Source organism: Chryseobacterium sp. MYb264, assembly GCF_035974275.1.
Lineage (GTDB): Bacteria > Bacteroidota > Bacteroidia > Flavobacteriales > Weeksellaceae > Chryseobacterium.
Genome location: NZ_CP142422.1, coordinates 5,108,924 through 5,124,725, shown reverse-complemented (window position 1 = coordinate 5,124,725; position 15,802 = coordinate 5,108,924). Strand labels below are relative to the sequence as shown.

At 37.0% G+C, this 15,802-nt stretch carries 12 protein-coding genes; 5 read left to right on the top strand and 7 right to left on the bottom strand.

Going from position 1 to position 15,802, the window contains the following annotated elements:
- Positions 1–27: 27 nt before the first annotated feature.
- Together VUJ46_RS22450 and VUJ46_RS22445 are read left to right on the top strand one after the other, a co-directional pair.
- The gene (locus VUJ46_RS22450; protein WP_326982878.1) at positions 28–1,623 is read left to right on the top strand and encodes a peptide chain release factor 3; all 1,596 of its coding nucleotides are present in this window, start codon (positions 28–30) and stop codon (positions 1,621–1,623) included.
- Positions 1,624–1,792: 169 nt separating this feature from the next.
- On the top strand, positions 1,793–2,611 hold the full coding sequence (locus VUJ46_RS22445) for a methyltransferase domain-containing protein (protein ID WP_326982877.1): 819 nt from the start codon (positions 1,793–1,795) through the stop codon (positions 2,609–2,611).
- 55 nt (positions 2,612–2,666) lie between these two features.
- Here the strand turns inward: VUJ46_RS22445 and VUJ46_RS22440 are convergent, their stop codons facing one another.
- Positions 2,667–4,931, bottom strand: a complete 2,265-nt coding sequence (locus tag VUJ46_RS22440) for a reprolysin-like metallopeptidase (RefSeq protein WP_326982876.1) — start codon at positions 4,929–4,931, stop codon at positions 2,667–2,669.
- A 3-nt stretch (positions 4,932–4,934) separates the two neighbouring features.
- Complete coding sequence (locus VUJ46_RS22435; protein ID WP_326982875.1) at positions 4,935–5,297, bottom strand: hypothetical protein; 363 nt, start codon at positions 5,295–5,297, stop codon at positions 4,935–4,937.
- Between the two features lie 565 nt (positions 5,298–5,862).
- On the opposite strand from VUJ46_RS22435, the gene VUJ46_RS22430 reads away from it, so the two are divergent.
- On the top strand, positions 5,863–6,819 hold the full coding sequence (locus VUJ46_RS22430) for a DUF4349 domain-containing protein (protein WP_326982874.1): 957 nt from the start codon (positions 5,863–5,865) through the stop codon (positions 6,817–6,819).
- A gap of 214 nt (positions 6,820–7,033) precedes the next feature.
- Here VUJ46_RS22430 and VUJ46_RS22425 read toward each other — a convergent pair whose 3' ends face one another.
- Both VUJ46_RS22425 and VUJ46_RS22420 read right to left on the bottom strand, forming a co-directional pair.
- Positions 7,034–7,402 carry a hypothetical protein gene (locus tag VUJ46_RS22425; RefSeq protein WP_326982873.1) on the bottom strand — a complete coding sequence of 123 codons (369 nt, stop codon included), beginning with the start codon at positions 7,400–7,402 and terminating at the stop codon, positions 7,034–7,036.
- 30 nt (positions 7,403–7,432) lie between these two features.
- Complete coding sequence (locus tag VUJ46_RS22420; RefSeq protein ID WP_326982872.1) at positions 7,433–8,572, bottom strand: acyl-CoA dehydrogenase family protein; 1,140 nt, start codon at positions 8,570–8,572, stop codon at positions 7,433–7,435.
- Positions 8,573–8,851: 279 nt separating this feature from the next.
- Between VUJ46_RS22420 and VUJ46_RS22415 the strand changes: the two genes are divergently transcribed.
- On the top strand, positions 8,852–10,630 hold the full coding sequence (locus VUJ46_RS22415; RefSeq protein WP_326982871.1) for an AMP-dependent synthetase/ligase: 1,779 nt from the start codon (positions 8,852–8,854) through the stop codon (positions 10,628–10,630).
- Positions 10,631–10,799: 169 nt separating this feature from the next.
- On the opposite strand, the gene VUJ46_RS22410 is transcribed toward VUJ46_RS22415, so the two are convergent.
- Together VUJ46_RS22410 and VUJ46_RS22405 are read right to left on the bottom strand one after the other, a co-directional pair.
- Positions 10,800–11,576 (bottom strand): zinc ribbon domain-containing protein, encoded by a 777-nt coding sequence (locus tag VUJ46_RS22410; RefSeq protein WP_326982870.1) that lies wholly within the window; start codon positions 11,574–11,576, stop codon positions 10,800–10,802.
- A gap of 2 nt (positions 11,577–11,578) precedes the next feature.
- The gene (locus VUJ46_RS22405) at positions 11,579–12,676 is read right to left on the bottom strand and encodes a Nif3-like dinuclear metal center hexameric protein (protein ID WP_326985122.1); all 1,098 of its coding nucleotides are present in this window, start codon (positions 12,674–12,676) and stop codon (positions 11,579–11,581) included.
- A gap of 61 nt (positions 12,677–12,737) precedes the next feature.
- Between VUJ46_RS22405 and VUJ46_RS22400 the strand changes: the two genes are divergently transcribed.
- Positions 12,738–13,565, top strand: a complete 828-nt coding sequence (locus VUJ46_RS22400) for an ion transporter (protein ID WP_326982869.1) — start codon at positions 12,738–12,740, stop codon at positions 13,563–13,565.
- A 409-nt stretch (positions 13,566–13,974) separates the two neighbouring features.
- Here VUJ46_RS22400 and VUJ46_RS22395 read toward each other — a convergent pair whose 3' ends face one another.
- Entirely contained in the window at positions 13,975–15,423 is a 1,449-nt protein-coding gene (locus VUJ46_RS22395) for an IS1182 family transposase (protein WP_326980898.1), read from the bottom strand.
- Positions 15,424–15,802: the final 379 nt, after the last annotated feature.

Here is a 15,802-nt window from a genome sequence, read left to right as displayed (position 1 = left end):
CCGATTTTTGCAACTTCAATATACGATATGTCAGACTTAATCAAAGAAATACAAAAAAGAAAAACCTTCGGAATCATCTCTCACCCCGATGCCGGAAAAACCACACTGACTGAAAAGTTACTTCTTTTCGGAGGGGCAATTCAGGAAGCGGGAGCGGTAAAATCCAACAAAATAAAAAAAGGAGCCACCTCCGATTTCATGGAAATTGAAAGACAGAGAGGGATCTCCGTGGCAACTTCCGTATTGGCTTTTGAGTACAGAGATCATAAGATCAATATTCTGGATACTCCCGGTCACAAGGATTTTGCAGAAGATACGTACAGAACTTTAACAGCGGTTGACTCTGTAATTGTTGTGATCGACGTTGCAAAAGGGGTTGAGGAACAAACTGAAAAACTGGTGAAAGTTTGCAGAATGAGAAATATCCCGATGTTGGTTTTTATCAATAAACTTGACCGTGAGGGTAAAGATGCGTTTGATCTCTTGGATGAAGTTGAACAGAAATTAGGATTAACAGTTTGTCCGCTTTCTCTCCCGATTGGTATGGGTAGTGACTTTCAGGGAATTTACAATATCTGGGAAAACAATATTCAGTTGTTCTTAGAAGAGAAAAAGCAAAAAGTTGGGGATTCTATTAAGTTTGATGACATTAATGATTCTAAAATTGACGAGGTAATTGGTGAAAAAGCAGCGAAAAACCTTCGTGAAGAATTAGATTTAATCCAGTCTGTTTATCCTGAATTTAATCGTGAGGATTATATGAATGGTGAATTACAGCCAGTTTTCTTTGGTTCTGCATTAAATAATTTTGGAGTTCGTGAGTTGTTAAATGCTTTCATCGACATCGCTCCGATGCCACAGCCAAAAGAAAGTGATACCCGTTTGGTAAAACCTGAAGAAAGCACTTTCACAGGATTCGTTTTCAAGATTCATGCGAATATGGATCCGAAGCACAGAGACAGACTAGCGTTTGTGAAAATTGTTTCGGGAACATTTAAAAGAAACGAAAACTATTTATTGGTAAGAGAAGGTAAGAAAATGAAATTCTCTTCCCCGAATGCATTCTTTGCAGATAAAAAAGAAGTGGTAGACGAAAGTTTCCCGGGAGATATCGTAGGGCTTCATGATACAGGAAGTTTCAGAATCGGTGATACATTGACTGGCGGTGAAAAATTAAGCTTCAAAGGAATTCCGAGTTTCTCTCCGGAGCATTTCAGATATATTAATAATAATGATCCATTGAAGGCAAAACAATTGGCAAAAGGTATCGATCAGTTGATGGATGAAGGTGTTGCACAGTTGTTTACCCTCGAAATGAACAACAGAAAGATCATTGGAACGGTAGGTGCGCTTCAGTACGAAGTGATCCAGTATCGTCTGGAGCACGAATATGGTGCAAAATGTACTTATGAACCTCTTTCTATGCACAAAGCGTGTTGGGTAGAGGCAGATGAGAAATCAGATGAATTCACGGAATTTGCAAGATTGAAGCAGAGATTCCTTGCCAGAGATAAATACAATCAATTGGTTTTCCTGGCAGATTCTTCGTTCACGATTCACATGACACAGGAGAAGTTTCCGAATGTGAAGCTTCACTTCATCAGTGAATTCCAAAATGCTTAAATAAAGTAGTTCCTTTTAAATATAATAATCCGTGGATGTTCTTCTGCGGATTTTTTCATTTTAATAAATCAACAAATATTGAAATAAAAGGTATGAACACTTCAAAAACATTGTATATTTAATCAATAATTTAACGATCGGTTATTTTTTCAACATCAAATATACAACCATGAAAGAGCAAAGTCTTATCGCCGATTTTCAAAAAGTCGACCACTCTGAATACGAATACCTTATTCAATTTCTTGAAAAAGCTGCAGCGTATCCCGTTATCCGGGAAAGCCTGGAGTTTCAAATGAATTTACTTGATTTAAAGCCCGGAGATCATGTTCTTGATGTAGGTTGCGGTGCCGGCATCCAGGCAGAGGATATGGCAAAACGGGTAGCCCCTTCTGGTAGGGTTACAGGTACCGATATCAGCTCAGTAATGATACAATTTGCCAAAACAAAAAGTGCAGAGTCCGGTTTACCACTCGATTTCCATGTGGCGAAGGCCGAATCTCAACCTTTTCCGGATCAATCTTTTGATGCGGTAAGAACAGAGCGGGTGATGCTTTACCTTAAGAATACTAAAGAAGCACTTAATGAGTTTAAAAGACTTCTAAAGCCAGGAGGAAAATTGGTAATATTTGATCTTCACTGGGACGGAGTTTTACTTTCCCACAGAGACAAAACCTTCACCAGAAGAATCGTTCATTATATTACGGATGCCTTTCCCAATGGTCATTTTGGAGGAGACCTTTATTATCATTTAAAAGATGCAGGCTTCAACAACGTATCTGTGACGCCCTACTCTTACTTTGGCGGTGACGAGACCCTTCTGAACATCGTTAAAAAAGCCTATAAAGGAATTTTGGAAGGAGCCGTCTCGGAAGGTAAATTTACAGAAACAGAGATCAGTGAATGGTGGAAATCAGTAGACGAAGATATGGAAGCCGGAAAATTTTTCGTATCTCTTCCCGGTATGATCGGATTCGGGACTAAAGATTAACATAAAAACCGTTCTCCTTTCGGAGAACGGTTTTCTTTACTTTATGTTTAAAAATTTATTTACTGATAATTAATTTTTTAGAAATTTTCTGCCCGTCTTTATCCACCTGAATAATATAAACACCTGTTGGAACAGACGATAAATTTACTTTTTCAGTAACTTTTCCGCTCTGCATCTCTTTTTTAGGATGAATCAGCCTTCCTTCCATCGTAAAAACAGTGTAAGAAATTCCGCTTCTTGAATCTGCTTCTATGGTGAAAATTCCGTTTGAAGGATTCGGATAGATTTTAATACCATCATCCGCTTTCTCTACTTCTCCTGTAGCTAAAGTAGAATTAATGCTAAAATTCGTACTGTTTACATTTAAAAATACGTTATCTACCGCTTTGATCATAATTCTTGCTGTTGAAGTTGTTCCAAAACCAGACGGAACCGTAAAGGTATACGAGCCGTTATTAGGAGTACTTGCTACAAGGACATGAGGGAAGCTAAGACCTCCGTCTGTTGACAATAAAATAGAAACATTGGCCGTATTGACAGGAGCTGCATTGGTATTGGCGACATTCCAGGTGATGGTCTGCTGCTGGCCGATATCCCAGGTAATACCCGCTGTATTCTGAGAGCTTACCGTAAACGGCCCCGCTGCTGCCGTCACCGCAAGCTGAATATCATCACGACCTGTCTGTCCGCCAACTGGATTATTATCTCTCACCAGTAAAGAGAAAGTAAGATTTCTGGCAACTGTTGGCAGCTTTTCCCACGCTCTGTAGTTTGAAGCAGTAATGATGGTTTGATCATACCCTTCAATAATTGTTGACAATCTTGGAAAATATCTTGTTGGAGAACTTGTAGCCCACATAGATCTGAACATTGGCCCCACGGTATTCGTAGGTCTTGGTGGCATTGTTGCAGCTCCGGTATCTATTTGTTCCCAATTGAAAGTAATAGCATCCCCATCAGGATCCGATCCCGTTCCCGTAAGTACGAATGGGGTTCCAATAGGAATTGTTTTGTCAGGTCCTGCATTCGCCACAGGTTCATTGTTTCCGGTAGAAGTATTCACCCCGCAATTTCCGGCTCCTGTAATTCTGGTATACATTTCCCGAATGCTTACACTGTGGAAGTACGCATCACTATTACCCTGAACATTGGGCGCACAGATCCCTGCATATCCCATGATAGAGCTTGCACTTCCCGGTTCTACAGAGGTTGCCGTATTTCGGTTACAGTTATTATTTTGTGTATGGTTGGCTCCAAACTGATGCCCCATCTCATGAGCTACATAGTCGATCACAAAAGGATCTCCGACAGGACTTGCGGAACCGGTAACCCCGCCCGCTTTATAATTATTTTCGCATATAGAAGGAGTGTAAGCCACTCCGTTATCATTACCTTGGGTTGCTCTGAAGAATACATGTCCTATATCATAGTTGGCGGCACCGATCACATTATTGGTCACGGTAATATTTTCATTAAGCATCTGATTAGCATTCAGCGCATTGTAAGTATCGGTATCAATAAAGAATAGTAAATCTGTATTTGGGATCAGTTGCAGCGTTAAGGAAACTTCATTCTCAAAAACCTGATTTAACCTGGCAACAGCCAAATTGACAGCAGCTAGAACTGCAGCTTTCTTCTGTGCATCTGTTCCATTAGCAACACCCGCCTGTGTGGCAATATAAGAGGTATATTCTGTGGTGGTACTGATAGCAAGCCTGTATTTACGCATCAAACCGTCAACCACCGTCTTTCCTTGTGTGTTCTGCAACAATGTATGTAATGCAGGATCTTCTTTAAACAAACATTCGAATCTGCTGGAGGCCGTGGCATTTTTTCTGTCATACACCATATAGATTTTATTATCCTTAGAATAAGAATCTATATAATACATCCCTCCCGTCGATTTTTTTACCACCGCATTTAATCCGAAATAAGGATCAAAAGTAAATCGGATATCTGTCGAAGGATCACCTACCTTATGCCCCACGTAAGATTTTACATCTGCATACTTCGCCTGTAAATCCTGATGCATCGTCGGAGCCTCGTATACTTCGAAAGTATCAAAAGTTCCCCTTTCATTAGGGAATTTAATCATAATACCTTTTACAGAAGCTGCGCGGCTTCTATCCGTTGCGAAGCTTAACTGATGCTTAATCTCATCTGCATTCAGACTCATCAATCTATAATCAGACGTTCTTACAGATCTTTCTCGGGTGTCCTTTACACTCTGTTCAGAAGCCCTTCCCCATTGGTTTTGCTGAGCAAACCCTGTTCCCGACATCATCGCTATAGATGCCAGAAGTAATAATTTTCTTTTCATACGTTATTTAGTTGGAATTAATTTCACGATTGTTGGTTGACTTAAAACTTTAAAAATCACAATAGGATCATTTTGTCTATTTTCCAGATATTCCTGATTTTCTGTTTCCTTATAATATACTTTTAACAATGATCTCTCCTGCTCCATTTTATCAACTTCAATATCTCCGAACTTTAATTTTAGCTGAGGTTTGATGACGATAAAGGATTCATGATCTTCAAGCACAGGAATGGGAGCTGATCTGGCAAATTGCTTATCATTCAATTTCTCATACAAATCCAGTAGATCTTTGGTAGAATTAATAACCGTAATTTCTTTTAGTTTAACTTTACTATCATTAAGCCTTCTGATTTCCGAAAATTTCACATTTTTAAAATTTTCATTTTGATTATTTAAAGCCTTATTCTTTTCTGAATTGGCACAACTAAACACCAGAACAGACAATATGTAAATACAAAACAATTTCTTTATTACAAAACCCATAATCACAAATATAAAAATTATTTACATACGAAGAGCCAATACCTCTTATCATTTCTCTTTATTGTGATTTTAAATCCATTCAAAGCATATTTAAATTTTAACTGCGCTTCAATACACATTCAATGAAAAAAGTGATGGGGACAATCTTGAATAAGGAAGCTATATTCAGAATCAGAGCTTTCTCTTTTTTTCTTTTGCTTTTCATTCGTATAAACTGTTTAAAACCGGGGAGTTATTTTCGGTTTCATGAGATACAGTCCTGCCAGATATATGCTTCAAGATGATTTAATAAGGATAAAACCGGGTGTATTCCTTTTGTAAAACCTTTGTAAAACAAACATAAAACAATGATTATCAAAATATTAAATTTTGCCACTAAAATACATTCCATTTACAATCTTTACAAAAAATTCACTCTTAATTTTACTTCATCGAAAAAAATAATCTTATGAAAAAGTTCATATTACTCGTTGCAGTATCAAGCACATTTATCATGTGTAAAAAAAGTGAAGCAACCAATTTCCGCGTTGAAAAAGCTGTGAGCTCAGCGGATAGTGCAATTTCTGCAGCTTCAGATAAAATAAATGAAGCAAACGATCAGGTAGGCGCAGCACTGGATTCCTCCAATGTTAAGATCAAAGATTTTGAACATGCTAAAAATGATGTGCAGGAAAAAATTGAAAGTACCTCAAAAATCGTGGATTCTCTTTCCGATCAAATTTCATCTGTGAAATTGGAAACAGGCAAGAAAGATTCAATCCATAACAAGGAAGAAAAAATCGTCGTGAACGTTCCGGCACCGAAGGTTATTAAGCAAACCAAAATCATTTACAAAAACCAGCCCCAAAAAGAAAATTCTGAACTCGCTGTTTCGAAGAACAGAATGGTAAAATCCGGTTTTATTTCCATTCATGTAGATAATGCTGAAACAGTAAAAGAAATCATACGTGAGGAGATAAAGAAAAATAAAGGTTTTATTGCAAGCGAGGAAATGTCTTATGTAGAATCAGCTTCGGTAAGCAATTCATACAACATCGATGATGAGCGAAAATCATACACTTTAAAAGTAAAAATTCCTATTCAGAATTTTGATGACCTGATGCGTGAACTCAATTACAATCTTGGCGATGTTGAGAGCAAAAATGTGGAGGTTTTAGGTGAAAAATATGTTGATAATGCAATCTGTAGTATATCTATTACATTAACCGATAAATCAAAGCTTGTAAAAGAACCCAAAACTTTTGGTGAAAAATCTTTTGCAGCCATTGGATCCGGCTGGGAAGTGATTACGTCGATTTTCCTGTTTATCCTACCATTGTGGCCACTGCTTTTAGCAGGCGGAATAGGATATTACTTTTATAAAAAGAAAAATAAGTCAACATCCGAGGAACATTCAGACTCATAAAAAGTATGTTTTTTGAATACCCTATTTTTTAATTTTTTTTTAATGATTTTTATAATCCTATGAAAATTCTTCTTCCTAAATTTATATTATCATAAAACAAAGAAAAATTTGTTTTAGAATCAATAAAGAAATAATTTTTCTATTATATTTTATATTAAAGTTATGATTTGGTGTAAAAATAAGGCTCTCAACTGAGAGCCTTATTGATGTTTATCTATTTCATATTAACTACCTCATCTACGATATACTTTGTATTTCCTCTCCACGGAAGAGTTCCTTTGTACTCTTTGTAATGAAGATCGAATATTTTACCGCTGTTCATCTGAAGTTTCTTGAAAACCTCAGGATCTTTTACGGAAAACTCAAATTCATAACTTGTAACAGTTCCTGCTTTTCCTCTTCCAAAACCCTCCTGAATAAGCTTGCCTTCATAGGTTTTGAAAACATATCCTTTTTTGATGGCATAATTCAGATAACCTGATTTTACTCCTTCTCCAAAAACGAACAAAAATCTGTACCAGAAAAATATTCCCAGTAACAATACAATAACTCCGATTGAAATCCACAAAGTCTTTTTTTTCATAGTGTGTTGGTTGTATGTTATATACTCAATTTATTTAGCAATACTTCTTGAGATCACGATTTTCTGGATCTCGGAAGTTCCTTCATATATCTGAGTGATTTTGGCATCTCTCATCAGTCTTTCCACATGATATTCTTTCACATATCCGTATCCACCATGGATCTGTACCGCTTCAATGGTGGTATCCATCGCTACCTGAGAAGCATATAATTTAGCCATTGCCCCACTTTCAGAGATATCCTTTCCCGCATCTTTTTCACAAGCCGCCTTGAAGCACAGCATTCTTGCTGCCGTGATCTGTGTTGCCATATCTGCCAGTTTAAAAGCAATCGCCTGGTGATTGATGATTTCAGTTTTAAACGCTTTTCTTGTTTTAGCATATTTCAACGCGAGTTCATACGCTCCTGAAGCAATACCTAATGCCTGGGAAGCAATACCAATTCTCCCTCCATTCAAAACTGCCATCGCAAAATTAAATCCAAAACCGTCTTCCCCGATTCTGTTCTCTTTCGGTACTTTTACATTGTTGAAAATCAAAGAATGCGTATCACTTCCCCGAATTCCCAGCTTGTCTTCTTTAGTACCGATCTCGAAGCCTTCCCAGCCTCTTTCAACGATAAATGCATTGATTCCTTTATGTTTTTTCTCAGGATCAGTCTGTGCAATCACAATATAGTAAGTGGCTGTTCCACCATTGGTGATCCAGTTTTTAATTCCGTTTAAAAGATAATAATCTCCTTTATCCTCTGCTGTTGTTTTCTGAGAAGTGGCATCAGAGCCCGCTTCAGGTTCAGACAGAGCAAAAGCTCCGATCACCTGCCCGCTTGCAAGAGGGGTAAGGTATTTCACTTTTTGCTCCTCAGAAGCAAATTTTTCAAGACCAGCGCAAACCAGTGAATTGTTTACAGACATCACCACAGCGGCAGAAGCGTCAATTTTTGCAATCTCCTCCATTGCCAAAACGTAAGAAACACTGTCCATCCCCGCACCTCCGTACTTTGGATCAACCATCATTCCTAAAAGCCCCATCTCGCCCATTTTCTTTACCTGCTCCACAGGAAACTTCTGATCTCTGTCTCTTTCGATTACTTCAGGTAAAAGTTCTGTCTGTGCAAAATCTCTAGCCGCCTGCTGAATCAGCAGCTGCTCTTCTGATAAATTAAAGTCCATAAAAATTTAATAATTAGATAGTCGCTAATTTACACTTTTTGAGCAAATCTGAAAATAGAATTAAAACTTCCTGTTTATCCTCAGACAGAAAGCGATTAGAGAGCGATCAGCCAAAGACCTGATATCCGTTAAAAAATGAACAATACCTATTGCTCGCCCCCCGTATTTTATTGCTTAATGATGACGATAATTGCATTGATTCCTAAATCTCACCATCAAATTTCTCTAATTAAAAAAAATGCTTATATTTAAATTTATTAAAATTAGAGAACAACAATCATGGCCATCAAAAGATTATTCGATATACCCTATCACGCATTAGAAACATATCCAAAATCGGATATGTTTGTGACCAAGTATCACGGTGAATGGAAAAAGACCTCTACTCAGGAATTTATCAATCAAGGTAATAAAATATCCCGAGGGCTCCTAAAACTGGGCATAAAGCCGGGAGATAAAATAGCGTTAATAACGACCAACTCCCGTACCGAATGGGCCGTGATGGATTTGGGACTTTCTCAGATCGGAGTGGTTTCTGTGCCTGTATATCCCAGTATTTCACCTGAAGATTATGAATTTATATTCAATAATGCCGAAATTCATTATTGCTTTGTTTCTGACAAAGAGCTTTTTAATAAAGTAACAAAAGTGAAACATAACATCCCGTCATTACAGGGCATCTTCACATTTGACAACGTCACCGGTGCGGCCAACTGGAAAGAAATTATGGATCTTGGAGAAGACGACTCTACTCAGATTGAAGTGGAGGATCTTTCTAAGGCCATTAATTCTGATGATCTGGCTACCATTATCTATACTTCCGGAACCACAGGAAGACCCAAAGGCGTTATGCTGAGTCATGAGAATATTGTATCCAATGTTTTAGGCTCTATTCCCAGAATTCCTAAGAAAAAAAGTTTAGATTATAAAGATACTCGTGTATTAAGCTTCTTACCCATCTGTCATATTTTCGAAAGAATGCTTTTCTACCTTTTCCAGTACAATGGTTTTTCGATTTATTTCGCCGAAAGTATCGATAAAATGGGTGAAAATGTAAAAGAAGTGAAACCTCACTATATGAGTGTTGTACCAAGGCTTGTAGAGAAAGTGTATGATAAAATCTATGCCACCGGTTCCTCTGCGGGAGGTCTTAAGCAAAAGATATTTTTCTGGGCGCTTAACCTTTTAAGCAAAAAGAAAACAGTTTCCAAACCATCCGGGCTTCTTGAAATTATCGCTGACAAATTAGTTTTTAAAAAATGGCGAGAAGGCCTGGGAGGAGAGATCATCACTTTGGTATCCGGTTCCGCTGCTTTGTCCACGAGATTAAATTTACTGTTTCAGAATGCGGGTATCCCTATTTTGGAAGGCTATGGTTTAACAGAAACATCCCCTGTGATTTCAGTCAACAGTTTTGGTAAAATGAAGATCGGAACTGTGGGTCCACCATTAGATAATTTAACAGTAAAAATCCAGGCTGACGGAGAAATTACAGTAAAAGGACCTTCTGTTTTTAAAGCGTACTTTAAAAATGAAGAAATGACGAAAGAGGTATTTACTGAAGACGGATACTTTAAAACAGGAGACATAGGGCTGGTTGATAGCGAAGGTTTTTTACAAATTACCGACCGTAAAAAAGAGATGTTTAAAACTTCAGGAGGCAAATATATTGCCCCTCAGACCATCGAAAACTTAGCGAAAGCCTCCAAATTTATCGAGCAGATCATGGTAGTCGGTGATGGCGAGAAAATGCCTTGCGCCTTTGTGCAACCGGATTTTGAATTTGCCAAGAGCTGGGCAATGAGAAATAACCTGAATATAGGCTCCACTCCACAGGAAATCGCTAAAAGTCCTGAATTGAAAGAAAGAATTGAAAAAGAAATGGACAACATCAACGAACATCTCGGCAATTGGGAAAAGATCAAAAAAATAGAGCTTACCCCTGAAGTATGGAGCATAGAGACGGGACTTTTAACCCCAACGTTGAAGTTAAAAAGAAAAGCTATAAAAGAGAAATTTATGGATCTGTATAATAAAATGTACGAACATCATGAATAACATCAACCGCTTCTTTGGAGGCGGTTTTTTATTTAAACACAAATGCACAAATTTTTGCACAAATAACACAATTATTTAAAATCTGCATTATCTGCAAAATCCGCGAGAGAGTAAAAACAAAAAAGCTGTCTCAAAATTGAAACAGCTTTTATATTTTAAAAATAAGTAATTAGAATTTAATTACAGATTTCATTCTTTCGTTTTCTTCCATTACCAACTCGTCGTCAACAAGGATTTTTCCTGAATGCTCATCGATAATGATTTTCTTTCTCTGAGCGATTTCCATTTGCTTTTGAGGCGGAATTGTAAAGAATGAACCTTTTGGTGCTCCTCTTTCCAAACCTACTACAGCCAGACCATTTGGAGAGTTTGTTCTGATTCTGTTGTAAGAAGCCAGTAACCTCTCATCGATCTTACCCGCAAATTCTTTGGACTGCTCAATCAGATATTCCTCTTCTTTCTGAGTTTCAGAAATAAGACCATCCAATTCTTCTTTTTTGAACTTTAAATGATTTTTAAGTTCAGAGATCTTGGTATTAAGTTCGCTTAAAGTTTCGTTTTTGTGAGCAATTTTAGCTCCGAATTCTTTGATTCTTTTTTCAGCAAGTTGAATTTCAAGCTCCTGATATTCAGTTTCTTTCCCTAAGGCTTCGAACTCTTTATTGTTTCTTACGTTATCCTGTTGAGACTTATATTTTTCAATCAAAGATTTTGCATGGTTAATGACTTCATGCTTCGTTTTAATTTGATCGTCCTGCTCTTTAATATCTGTATGAAATTTTTCAGCTCTTTTCTCAAGACCTTCAATTTCGATTTCAAGGTCTTCCACTTCGATTGGCAATTCTCCTCTTGTATTTCGGATTTCATCCAATCTAGAATCAATGATTTGTAAATCGTATAAAGCTCTTAATTTCTCTTCAACTGAAATATCGTTGGTTTTTGCCATATTTAAATGAAATAATTTACGGGGTTGGTTTTCTCAATAGATTTTGAAATTGCAAATGTACTAAATTTTTGTGACAAAATTTCAAATAATTGTTGTGTTACAAATTGTTCAGATTCATAGTGACCAATATCACAAATCAGCATCTTAGATTCTGCAAGGAAAAAATCATGATATTTGATATCTCCTGTCAGGTAAGCATCACATTTTCTGGAGAGAGCAGATTTTATGGCACTCGCCCCGGAACCACCTAAAACCCCTACTCTTTTTATCTTTTTTCCGGTACAATCTGAATGTCTGATGATCTCCAGATTAAATTTATTCTTCACTAATTTTAAGAATTCTACCTCATCCATCGCCTCTTCAAATTCGCCATACATTCCTAAACCTGTATGATGATTGTCATTATCTAAAGTATAAATCTGATGAGCCACTTCTTCATAAGGATGCGCCGACTTCATCGCGGCAATAATCGGCCCCTGTTTATAACTTTCAAAAATCACTGAGATCATATCTTCGTCTGCATTTTCTCTGATATTTTGCTGTCCTGAAAAAGGGTTTGAACCTTCAACAGGTCTGAAAGTTCCATTTCCGTTAACGGTAAAACTGCACTCATCATAAAACCCGATATTTCCGGCTCCTGCTGAGAATAATGCCTCTTTTAGATTTTCAGAATGCTCTTTAGGAACGAAAACTGTTAATTGTTTTAAATTATTTTTTTTTGGCTGAAGGATTTTCAGGTCTTTTAATCCTAAATGGTTACAGATTCCGGCGTTTACTCCAAAAAAATCGTTATCCCAGGCAGTATGAATAGCGTAAATTGCGACCTTATTTTCAATTGCCTTTAAAACAGCTCTTTCAACATAATTTTTACCTGTTAATGATTTTAATCCTGAGAAAATAATCGGATGAAAACATACTATTAAATTACAATTTTTCTGAATAGCCTCATCCACAACTTGTTCTAACGCATCATGGCAAACCAAAATCCCGCTTACATTGCGATCAGGTACCCCACACAATAGCCCCACATTATCAAAATCTTCTGCCTGTTGCAGCGGAATACGTTTTTCTATTTTTGAAATTACTTCGCTTATTCTCATTTTATTCTGTATGTTTGTTACGAAAATAGGCATAATTTGTTAATTAAAAAAAACAGTGAAAATGGAAAAAGAACACAGTCTTGTTCCTGAAGATTCGCTTTGGAAAAGGCATGTTTACCGAATTATTTACCGCTCCGATACCAGACTCGGAAAATTATTCGACATTATTTTATTGTCACTGATTCTGATAAGCACTTTTATCATCATGATGGAAAGTGTTCCCAAACTGGATAGGAGATTTCATTATACTTTCATCATTCTCGAATGGATAATTTCACTATTTTTCACCGCGGAATACTGGTCGAGAATTGCAGTTGTGAAGAATAAAAAACACTATATATTCAGTTTTTTCGGAATTATCGATTTTTTTGCCCTTGTTCCCTTTTATCTGAGCTTTATTTTTCCCGTTACAAAATACTTCCTAATTTTCAGAATGTTAAGAATGCTCCGTGTATTCCGGGTTTTCAATCTTCTGGATTTTATGAATGACGGAAAAGTAATTGTGAGGGCATTAAAAAACAGTTCACGAAAGATCTATATTTTTCTTTTATTCTTAATCATTTTCTCAGTCATCGTAGGCTCTCTTATGTTTATGGTAGAAGGAGGCAGACCGGGCTTTGAAACTATACCTCAATCTATTTACTGGGCAGTAGTTACTGTAACCACTGTCGGATACGGCGACGTTTCACCCATTACGCCCATGGGTAAATTTTTCGCCGTTGTCTTAATGTTAGCAGGTTATTCAATTATTGCCGTTCCTACAGGAATTGTCACCGCAGAAATGAGAAACAAGAGGCAGAACCTGGAAAAAATCTGTGACCGTTGCGGAAATGAGGATATTGATGATGATGCAAGATACTGTAAACAGTGTGGCAAGAAATTAGCTTAACCTATCCTATAACCCCATATCACAAAATCATGGAACCTAAAAAGAAAAACAGACCCAATAGCTTGGTAATTATTCTATTTGCCCTTGTTATATTAATGATCATTATCTATTTTATCCTTGTCACATTTTTTCCGGCTGTGTTTGATATGATGAGCACCGGAGAAATACAACCAGTTCCTGTGGGTAAATAAAAAAAATAGAGGTGACTGTTGATCGAGGGCACTGAAAAACCCCGTTCATATAGAATTACCAATTGATTTGGATTTAGAATTAAGAGTTTATTACGAAAATTAAACCTTCGTAATAAGCTTTTTTTCTTTTTTTCAGTATCAAATTTTTGAGGTTTAACGGGATTGATATTGCGCCACGCCTGCGATGTTTATAAAAGACGGAGTATAGATCGATTTCTCTATATTAATTTCAGGATTCTCTTCAAATTGACAGTGAAAATAGCCATTGCACCCTGCATTTGCATATTTTCAATACCATTTGCAATCGCCCTGTCGTAGCCGTGTACGTTTTTAAGCTCGCTGTTTTTGGCTTCGATTTTATAGCGGTGTTTCGATTTTTCTTTGTAATAATCGCTTTCCTGAAAAATCATTTGCTCCTTATGTAAGTCTGATTTTATGGAAACCGAATAAGTTTTAGATTTTGCTCCTTCTTTATAACATCCTTCTTTTAATGGGCAAACCTTGCATTTTTCAATATCAAAATAATAGGTATCCACTTGATTTCCGCCTACGTGTTTCTTCCCGCCACGAGCTTTGCGAATCGCCAAATGCCCTGCAGGACACACAAAACGGTCGGCATCTTTATTGTAATCAAAACGGTCTTCATCTTTTCGAAAACCCTGGGTGATGGAAGGATTAAGTCTGGCTACTATTTTAATATTTTGTTCGCCCGCAATTTTCAGATTTTCTTTTCCGCTGTAAGCAGCGTCACCAATGATGGCATCTACCTCCATCCCGTTGTCCTGGCTCATCTGCAGTAATTTTGGCAGTTCCGGGCCGTCGCCTTTTTCTCCCGAAGTTACCACGGCCGCCGTAATAATCCGCTCTTCGCTCATCGCCAAGTGCGTTTTGTATCCGAAAAAAGAACTGTCAGCCGATTTGTGACCCGTTTTAGCGTCGGCATCTTTTGAAAAAACCATCTGCTCCCCGGTGTCTCTCACTGTTTCCTTCAAAAGATTCAGCTTCTCCTTTACAGCAGGAATCTCCCTGATAGAAGCTTCGTTTTCAATGCGTTTTTCGAGTTCTCTGCAATAATCCAATTCTTTGTTTAAATCATTTTCAATATTTTTTGAGGGCATTTTAGTTTTAAATTCTTCATCAAACTGATAAACGGTCTTGCGAAGCAGTTTTGAGCGCTCCCGCAATACTTCTATCGTTGAAAAAGGATTGCTCATCGACAAGGTGTGAGTGGCATCTACAATGATGGATCTGGATTTGATGATGCCTTTTTCAATCGCAATACTCACGGTTTTACCAATGAGCAAGCTTAAAAGATCACTATCTTTCAAACGCAGTTTTCTGAATTTTGTAAGGGAACTGGGATTGATTACATCTTCTTCCGGAGTCATATCCAAGAAATATTTAAAGGACATATCATACCGGGAACGCTCTACCACATCTACATCAGAAACTGTATAAATACTTTTTAAAAGCAGGTATTTAAACATCCGTACCGGACTTTCAGCATTGCGACCATTGTTTAAGCAGTATTTGCTCAAAAGCTCATCATAGATGAAAGAAAAATCAATCAGCTCATTAATTTTTCTAAGAAGGTTTTCCTTCGGTACAATTAAATCATACAAACCGGAATAGGCACTCAACGGAAGTTTTTCTTGCTGTATTAACATTTGCTTTGCTATTGAAATTTACATTGAAGATAAAAAAATAACCAAAACTTTTAAAGTTTTGCTTATTTTTTTTAATGAAGTTTACTTTTTCAGTGCCCTCATCCATTCATTCTTCTTTTTTTTCGTACGAAAATTATTAATTTCATTAAAAAAGGCGGCTTTCAAAAGCCACCTTATTAATTTTCTACAATTTCTAATTATTTATTTAAGATTTTAACAAACCAGCATCACTCATCGGTAGAAAAGCGACTAAAAAAACTGAGCCACAATTTTTTATAACCTGAATTCGATCAATAAAATATTCTACTAGATAAGCAGAGACAGGCTTCATCCCGTCTAAGAAAAAAATGAGACTCCTAGCGGCTTTAGCCAAAATTGA

Bases quoted from the DNA above. Each gene is read 5' to 3' on its own strand.
- VUJ46_RS22450 (WP_326982878.1), top strand. From the start codon at position 28: ATGTCAGACTTAATCAAAGAAATACAAAAAAGAAAAACCTTCGGAATC.
- VUJ46_RS22445 (WP_326982877.1), top strand. From the start codon at position 1,793: ATGAAAGAGCAAAGTCTTATCGCCGATTTTCAAAAAGTCGACCACTCT.
- VUJ46_RS22440 (WP_326982876.1), bottom strand. From the start codon at position 4,931: ATGAAAAGAAAATTATTACTTCTGGCATCTATAGCGATGATGTCGGGA.
- VUJ46_RS22430 (WP_326982874.1), top strand. From the start codon at position 5,863: ATGAAAAAGTTCATATTACTCGTTGCAGTATCAAGCACATTTATCATG.
- VUJ46_RS22425 (WP_326982873.1), bottom strand. From the start codon at position 7,402: ATGAAAAAAAAGACTTTGTGGATTTCAATCGGAGTTATTGTATTGTTA.
- VUJ46_RS22420 (WP_326982872.1), bottom strand. From the start codon at position 8,572: ATGGACTTTAATTTATCAGAAGAGCAGCTGCTGATTCAGCAGGCGGCT.
- VUJ46_RS22415 (WP_326982871.1), top strand. From the start codon at position 8,852: ATGGCCATCAAAAGATTATTCGATATACCCTATCACGCATTAGAAACA.
- VUJ46_RS22410 (WP_326982870.1), bottom strand. From the start codon at position 11,576: ATGGCAAAAACCAACGATATTTCAGTTGAAGAGAAATTAAGAGCTTTA.
- VUJ46_RS22405 (WP_326985122.1), bottom strand. From the start codon at position 12,676: ATGAGAATAAGCGAAGTAATTTCAAAAATAGAAAAACGTATTCCGCTG.
- VUJ46_RS22400 (WP_326982869.1), top strand. From the start codon at position 12,738: ATGGAAAAAGAACACAGTCTTGTTCCTGAAGATTCGCTTTGGAAAAGG.
- VUJ46_RS22395 (WP_326980898.1), bottom strand. From the start codon at position 15,423: ATGTTAATACAGCAAGAAAAACTTCCGTTGAGTGCCTATTCCGGTTTG.